This window comes from Kitasatospora sp. NPDC004289 (assembly GCF_053602875.1).
Genome location: NZ_JBSGEL010000153.1, coordinates 1 through 4,974, shown reverse-complemented (window position 1 = coordinate 4,974; position 4,974 = coordinate 1). Strand labels below are relative to the sequence as shown.

General features: G+C 76.2%; 3 protein-coding genes and 1 pseudogene. All 4 read left to right on the top strand.

Features of this window, described 5'->3' with window-relative positions:
• The first annotated feature begins 457 nt into the window (after positions 1-457).
• The 4 genes and pseudogenes from ACWEPF_RS39485 (at position 458) to ACWEPF_RS39470 (ending at position 4,838) form a co-directional block, all read left to right on the top strand.
• Positions 458-1,228, top strand: a complete 771-nt coding sequence (locus tag ACWEPF_RS39485; protein WP_452176466.1) for a polyprenol monophosphomannose synthase — start codon at positions 458-460, stop codon at positions 1,226-1,228.
• Positions 1,229-1,393: 165 nt separating this feature from the next.
• Positions 1,394-2,368 (top strand): MBL fold metallo-hydrolase, encoded by a 975-nt coding sequence (locus tag ACWEPF_RS39480; RefSeq protein WP_452176465.1) that lies wholly within the window; start codon positions 1,394-1,396, stop codon positions 2,366-2,368.
• A 73-nt stretch (positions 2,369-2,441) separates the two neighbouring features.
• Positions 2,442-3,396, top strand: a pseudogene (locus ACWEPF_RS39475) (NTP transferase domain-containing protein).
• 251 nt (positions 3,397-3,647) lie between these two features.
• Positions 3,648-4,838, top strand: a complete 1,191-nt coding sequence (locus ACWEPF_RS39470) for a molybdopterin molybdotransferase MoeA (RefSeq protein WP_452176467.1) — start codon at positions 3,648-3,650, stop codon at positions 4,836-4,838.
• Positions 4,839-4,974 lie beyond the last annotated feature (136 nt).

The window sequence follows — 4,974 nt, the reverse complement described above, 5'->3', positions numbered from 1 at the left end:
ACGAACGCCGCACCGAACGCCCGCGACAGCACCTCGTCCCACTGGTCCGGCACCACACCCCGGACGTCGTACGCCTTCACCAGCTGCTTCAGGTCCCGCATCGGACTGGCCACTCCACACTGTTCGGTCGACACCTGCGCGGGCAGGGCTCCGGCTGCGGCGGTTGCCCTCCGACGTGAGAGGAGACGTGGCGGGCGGCCCGGCCGGGCGCGAGCGAACGGTTTGCTTCGCGACCCACGGGTGTTCAGGATGAGCAGGAGACTACCCGTTCGCGGCCTCCGCACCGAGTCCGTGGGCGGCCCGGAGGATGGAGCACGCACCGGCCCGGGGTAGCATGCGCATTCTCAGACGTCTTCTTCTGTGGGCCCTGCACCAGCACGTGCTCAGCCGTCCTGGCATCGTCGGACGCGCGGGCTCGCTGCCGCTCTCCCCCCGCTGCATTCCGAAAGGCTCAGACGTGACCGCCGCTGACCAGGAGAGCACCTTCGCCGACCTCGGCAAGGTGCTCGTAATCATCCCGACCTACAACGAGGCCGAGAACGTCGAGCGGATCACCTCCCGAGTCCGCGCCGCCGTCCCCGAGGTCCACGTCCTGGTCGCGGACGACAACAGCCCTGACGGCACCGGCGACATCGCCGACAAGCTCGCCGCCGACGACGACCACATCAAGGTGATGCACCGCAAGGGCAAGGAGGGCCTCGGGGCCGCCTACCTCGCGGGCTTCCGCTGGGGCATCGACAACGGCTACGACGTCCTCGTCGAGATGGACGCCGACGGTTCGCACCAGCCGGAGGAGCTGCACCGCCTGCTCACCGCGCTGCGCAACTCCGACCTGGTGCTCGGCTCCCGCTGGGTGCCCGGCGGCAAGGTCGTCAACTGGCCGAAGTCCCGCCTGATGCTCTCGCGCGGCGGCTCGACCTACTCCCGCCTGATGCTCGGCGTGCCGATCAAGGACGTCACCGGCGGCTACCGCGCCTTCCGCAAGGAGACCCTGGAGGGTCTCGGCATGGACCAGGTCGCCTCGGCCGGGTACTGCTTCCAGGTCGACCTGGCCTGGCGCACCGTCAAGGCCGGCTACAAGGTCAGCGAGGTGCCGATCACCTTCGTCGAGCGCGAGCTCGGCGCCTCCAAGATGAGCCGCAACATCGTGGTCGAGGCGCTCTGGCGGGTCACCGCCTGGGGCATCGGCTCCCGGGTGCAGAAGCTCACCGGCAAGGGCAAGAAGTAGCAGCGGTGTCCGCCGGAGGCCCGTCCTGACAGTGCGTCGGGGCGGGCCTCCGGCATGTGTTCGATCACTCACCTGGGCGTGCCTACTCGGCGAAAGCCCCGGCTACCTCCCAAGCTGGCCGTACGGGGTCCGGAGACGACCCACCACGCCGACCAGGGAGCCGATGTGACGCCGGACCAGTCCGAATACCCGGAAGTGCCGGAGCCGGCCGGGGCGTCCGGACTCTCGGCCGAGCAGGGCCCGCCGCCGGCCGCGCTGACGGTCGAGGTCTTCACCGGCCCCGAGACCGCGTTCTTCGCCACCTCCAGCCTGATCATGGGCGAGCGGACCGCCATCCTGGTCGACGCGCAGCTCACCCGCGGCGCCGGACGCGAGCTGGCCGAGTGGGTGGCCGGCAAGGGCAGGCAGCTGCTGGCCGTGGTGATCACCCACCACCACCCCGACCACTACTTCGGCGCGGAGGAGGTGCTCCGGCTCTTCCCCCGGGCCCAGCTGCTGGCCGCACCGCCGGTGGTGGCCGGGATCGCCGCCACCGTCGCCGCCAAGGTGGCCCAGTGGAAGCCGGTCTACGGGGACGACATCCCCGACGCCCCGCTGCTGCCCGCCCCGCTGCTGCCCCAGCCGCTGATGATCGACCGTCAGCTGATCCGGGTGCTCGGCCTCGGCCAGGCCGACTGCGAGGGCTCCACCGTGGTGCACGTCCCGGGCATCCGCACGGTGGTCGCCGGGGACTTCGTCTACAACGGCACCCACGTCTGGACCGCCGACACCGACCCCGTCCAGCGCGAGGAGTGGCGGGCCAACCTGGCCAGGATCGCCGAGCTCGGCGCGGACCGGGTGATCGCCGGCCACCGGGCGCCCGGCGCGGACGACGACGCCTCCCGGGTGCTCGCCTTCACCAACGCCTACCTGCGGGACTTCGACGCCGCCTTCGCCGAGCACCGGGAGGACGCCGAGGCGCTGGCCGCAGCCGTCAACGAGCGCTACGGCGGGCTCACCCAGCCGGCCCTGCTGGAGCTCAGCGCGGCGGCCAACGTGGCGGCGTACGCGCAGGCGGTCGCGTCGGTGGTCGAGCAGGGCGGTCACGAGAACGGTCACGAGAACGGGATCGTGGACGCGGAGATCGTCGAGGACCCCTGAGCGCGGGGCCGTCCAGCGGGGCCGTTCACCGGAGCCGTCCCGCCGAGCCGTCCCCCGGGCCGATACTGGCCGCATGACGGTCCGTCCGATGGTCCATGACGCGCTGGTGCTGGCCGGCGGCGCCGCCCGGCGGCTCGACGGTGCGGACAAGCCCGCCCTCCGGGTCGGCGGGCGCACCCTGCTCGACCGGGTGCTGGCCGCCTGCCCCGACGCGGCGGCCACCGTGGTGGTCGGCCCCGAGCGGCCGACCGAGCGCGGCGGCCTCCGGTGGTGCCGCGAGGAGCCACCCGGCGGCGGACCGGTGGCCGGGGTCGCGGCCGGGCTCGCCGAGGTCACCGCCGAGGTGGTGCTGCTGCTCGCGGCCGACCTGCCGTTCCTCGACCGGGCCGCGGTCGCCCGTCTGCTGGACGGCCTCTCCGGCCACGACGGCGCCCTGCTCGTCGACGCCGACGGCCGGGACCAGCCGCTCGCCGGGGCCTACCGGACGGCCGCGCTGCGCGCCCGCCTCGACGAGCTCGGCCCCCCGGCGGGACTCCCGCTCCGCCACCTGCTCGGACCGCTCCGGCTGCACCGCCTGCCCGATCCGGACGCCACCGCGCTGGACTGCGACACCTGGGACGACCTGGCCCGCGCCGAGCGGCGGCTGCGGGCACCCGGGCCGGGCTGACGCCCCCTCACCGCGCGGCGGTCGGCCGGGTGAGCGAATCGACTCGCGGGGGTCACGGGGCGGAACCGGGACGGGCGGGTGGATCGGGCAGCATGGGGCCATGGAGCGCACGCTGGATGACTGGATCGCCGAAGCCGCCGCCGAGCTGGGCATCGACCTGGCGGTGGACACCGCGGGGCTGCTCGACCTCGCCCGGGTGGTGGCCCACGGCGTGGCCCGCCCGGCCGCCCCGCTGACCGCCTTCCTGGTCGGCTACGCCGCCGCCGCGCGGGGCGGCGGCCCCGGGGCCGTCGAGGAGGCCCGGGCCCGCACCGCCGCCCTCGCCGAGCGCTGGGCCGCGGAGCAGGAGCGGCAGCCGTGACCGCCGTCGCCCCCGAGGCCGCGGCGGGACGGCCCGCCGGACCGTTCGACCCGCCGGGGGACACCCCGGCGGCCGCCGGGGCGGAGGGTGACGTGGCGTCCGGTGGCGGTGGCGGTGGCGGTGTCGGTGTCGGCGCAGGTGCGGGGGACGGTCGGTCGGAGGGTGGCGCGGTGCCCGGTGACGGTGCCCGCACCCGGGACGGTCGGCCGGGGCCCGCTCCGGCGGAGGACGTCTTCGACCTGCCGGACGGGGTGGCGGTCGGCGCCGCGGCCCCGCCCCCGACCCTGGACCACTGCGCCTGGCCCGAGGCCCGCGCCGCGGCCCGGGCGGCCGCCGACGGGCCCACCGCGGCCGAGCGGCTGCCGCTGCGATCGGCCCTCGGCCGCACCCTGGCCGAGCCGCTCGCGGCGCTCACCGACCTGCCCGCCTTCGACACCTCCGCGATGGACGGCTGGGCGGTGGCCGGCCCCGGCCCCTGGCGGCTGACGGGCCGTCTGCTGGCCGGCGGCACCTGCGCCCCGCTGGCCGACGGCGCGGCGGTCGAGATCGCCACCGGTGCCCAGCTCCCGCCCGGCGCCACCGGCGTCCTGCGGCGCGAGCACGGCCGGGCCGAGGGCGGCCAGCTGTACGGACTCGGCCCGGTGACGCCGGGTCAGGACGTCCGGCCGCGCGGGCAGGAGTGCCGCCTCGGTGAAACGCTGCTGCCGGCCGGTACCGCGGTCACCCCGGCGGTGCTCGGGCTGGCGGCGGCCGGCGGGTACGACGGACTGGCGGTGCACCGGCGCCCGACCGTCGAACTGCTGCTGCTCGGCGACGAACTGCTGGACGAGGGGCTGCCCCGGCCCGGGATGGTCCGGGACGCGCTCGGGCCGCTGCTGCCGCCGTGGCTGGCCGCCGCGGGCGCCGAGCTGACCGGCTGCCGCCGCGTCGGGGACGACCTCGCACTGCTGCGGGACGCCGTCCGGCACTCGCCCGCCGACCTGGTCGTCACCACCGGCGGGACGGCGGCCGGGCCGGTGGACTTCCTGCACGGGGCGCTGGCCGCGGTCGGCGCCCACCTGATCGTCGACGGCGTGGCCGTCCGGCCCGGCCACCCCATGCTGCTGGCCGCCCTCCCCGGCGGCCGCCACCTGGTCGGCCTGCCCGGCAACCCGCTCGCGGCGGTGGCCGGGCTGCTCACCCTCGCCCTCCCACTGCTGCACGCCCGCTCCGGACGGCCCGCCGTCCCGTCCCGTCGCGAACCGCTCGCCGCGGCGCTGCCCGGGCACCCGTCGGACACCCGGCTGCTGCCGGTGGTGCGCACCGAGGCGGGCCTGCGGCCGCTGCCGTTCGACGGGCCCGCCATGCTCCGGGGGCTGGCGCTGGCCGACGCGCTGGCCGTCATCCCCCCGGGCGGGCTCCACCCCGGCGCGTACGCGGAGACCCTTCCCCTCCCGGGCTGACGGACGTGGCCACGCCCCCGAAGGTGGTCACCCCGGGGGCGCGAGGAACTGCGCGAGTACGGAAGGCGGACCGGCGTGGGATCGGGGCACGTCAGCCAGTTGCACGTGCTGCCGTTCCCCCGCGCGCAGTTCCTCG